Source organism: Frankia sp. AgKG'84/4 (assembly GCF_023242965.2).
In the GTDB taxonomy this organism is placed as follows: Bacteria; Actinomycetota; Actinomycetes; order Frankiales; family Frankiaceae; genus Frankia.
The window spans coordinates 1-2,471 of sequence record NZ_JALKFU020001225.1 but is presented as its reverse complement, the minus strand read 5'-3'; the positions used below and the strand labels follow the sequence as shown (position 1 = coordinate 2,471).

Sequence of the window (2,471 nt, the reverse complement as noted above, 5' to 3'; positions counted from 1 at the left end):
GCGCAGCGCCGCCGGCGTGCGGCCGGAGATCAACCACGGCAGGGCGGGCGGATCCTGTCCACCGGCCACGGACTCGCCGGCCACGGCACTGGTCGGCTCGGCCGCGGGATCGACTTCACCACCGGCCGCTCCCGGTGCCGGTGGCGGAGGCGGTGGCTCCTCGAGGACGAGGTGGGCGTTGGTGCCGCTCATGCCGAACGACGACACCCCGGCCCGGCGCGGCCGGCCCAGGCCGGGCCAGGGCACGGACTCGGTGAGCAGCCGGACCGCGCCCGCCGTCCAGTCGACGTGCGGCGACGGTTCCTCGGCGTGCAGGGTCCGCGGGAGCACGCCGTGGTGCAGGGCGAGGACCATCTTGGCGACGCCGGCCGCGCCCGACGCCGCCTGGGTGTGCCCGATGTTCGACTTCAACGATCCGAGCCACAGCGGCCGGTCCGCCGGCCGTCCCTGACCGTAGGTCGCGAGCAGGGCCTGGGCCTCGATCGGATCGCCGAGGGAAGTTCCGGTCCCGTGCGCCTCGACCGCGTCGATCTCGTCGGCGCGCAGACCGGAACCGGCCAGCGCCTGGTGGATCACCCGCTGCTGGGACGGTCCGTTGGGGGCGGTCAGCCCGTTGCTCGCCCCGTCGGAGTTGACCGCCGAGCCGCGGATAACGGCGAGGACGGGATGCCCGGCGCTGCGGGCGTCGGACAGGCGGGCCAGCAGCAGCATGCTGACGCCCTCCGCCATGCCCATACCGTCCGCGGCGGCGGAGAACGCCTTGCAGCGACCGTCGACGGCCAGGCCCCGCTGGCGGCTGAAACCGACGAACGCCCCCGGAGTCGCCATGATCGCGACACCGCCGGCGAGCGCCAGTGAGCACTCCCCGCGCCGCAGCGACTGGCTCGCCAGGTGCAGGGCCACCAGCGACGACGAGCAGGCGGTGTCGATCGTGAGGGCCGGACCCTCCAGGCCGAAGGTGTAGGCGAGCCGGCCGGAGAGCACACTCGGTGCGCCCCCGGTGAGCAGATGCCCCTCGGCGTTGTCGGGGGACGCCGCCGCGCCGAGGACGTAGTCCTGGTAGTTCGCGCCGACGAACACCCCGACCGGGGCGCCGCGCAGCGAACCCGGTTCGATCCCGGCCCGCTCGAACGCCTCCCACGAGGTGGTCAGCAGGAGCCGCTGCTGCGGGTCCATCGCCAGCGCCTCCCGCGGCGAGATGCCGAAGAAGTCGGGGTCGAAGTGCCCGGCGTCGCGCAGGAAGCCACCCCGGCGGGTGTAGGAGGTGCCGGGATGGTCGGGGTCGGGATCGTAGAGCGCGTCGAGGTCCCAGTTGCGGTCAGTCGGGAAATCGCCCACGACGTCTTCGCCGGCCGCCAGCACCTGCCACAGATCCTCCGGGGTCCGCACCCCGCCGGGGAAACGCAGGCCGAGCGCGAGGATCGCGATCGGCTCGTCGTCGGCTCCCGGCACGGCGCCGGTTGCGGCACTGGTCGTGGCGCGGCGGGGAGCGGCCGGCGTGTCGTTCGCCGCGGCACCGGCGAGTTCGCCGCGCAGGAAGTCGGCCAGTGCGGTGGGGTTCGGGTAGTCGAAGACCAGCGTGGCGGGCAGGCGTCGACCGGTGGCCGCGCTCAGCCGGTTCCGCAGGTCCACCGAGGTGAGTGAGTCGAACCCGAGCTCACGGAACGCACGGACGGCGTCGACCGCCCCGGCGCCGCGGTGCCCGAGCACCGTGGCCGCCTCGGTCCGGACCAGGTCCAGCAGCACTCGGCCGGCCTCGGCCACGGGCAGGCCCCGCACCCGCTCGACGAGCGCCGACTCCGCCGGCGTCACGGCGGACCGGTCGGTGCCGGCGCCGTTCACCGCGTCCCCGTCGGCGCCCAGCGCCTGCCGGACCTGCGGGATCTCACTGAGCAGCGGGCTGGGACGGGCCGAGGTGAACACCGGCGCGAAGCGTTCCCACTCGACGTCGGCGACGGCGATGTTCGTCTCGTCGTCGGCGAGGACCTTCGCCATGGCCGTCATCGCCACCTCCGGGTCGAGGAACGGCAGGCCCTGGCGGCGGACCCGGTCGAGATCGAGGCCGTCCGGAGTGGCGGAACTCGCCCACACCTCGGAGCTGTCCCAGACCCCCCAGGCGATCGAGGTCGCGACCAGGCCCTGGTCACGGCGCCACTGGGCGAACGCGTCGAGATAGGCGTTCGCGGCCGCGTAGGCGCCGTGGTCACCGCTGCCCCACACTCCCGCGATGGAGGAGAACAGCACGAAGGCGTCCAGCGGGGTGTCGGCGAGGGCGTCGTGCAGGGTGCGCGCGCCGAGCGCCTTCGCGGTGACGACGCTGGCGAGATCCGCCGCGGTGAGGGCGGTGAGCGGGGCCAGCTCGATGACGGCGGCGGCGTGCACGACCGCGCGCACCGGCGAGCCCGCGGCGGCCAGATCGGCCACGAGGCCGGCCACGGCGTCCGCGTTCCGCAGGTCGCACGCTGTCACGG

At 74.7% G+C, this 2,471-nt stretch carries 1 protein-coding gene; it reads right to left on the bottom strand.

Annotated features, from left to right (window positions below; translation table 11 throughout):
* Positions 1–2,471 (bottom strand): type I polyketide synthase (locus MXD58_RS29025; protein WP_250611349.1); only part of this gene is annotated, 2,471 nt, incomplete at both ends.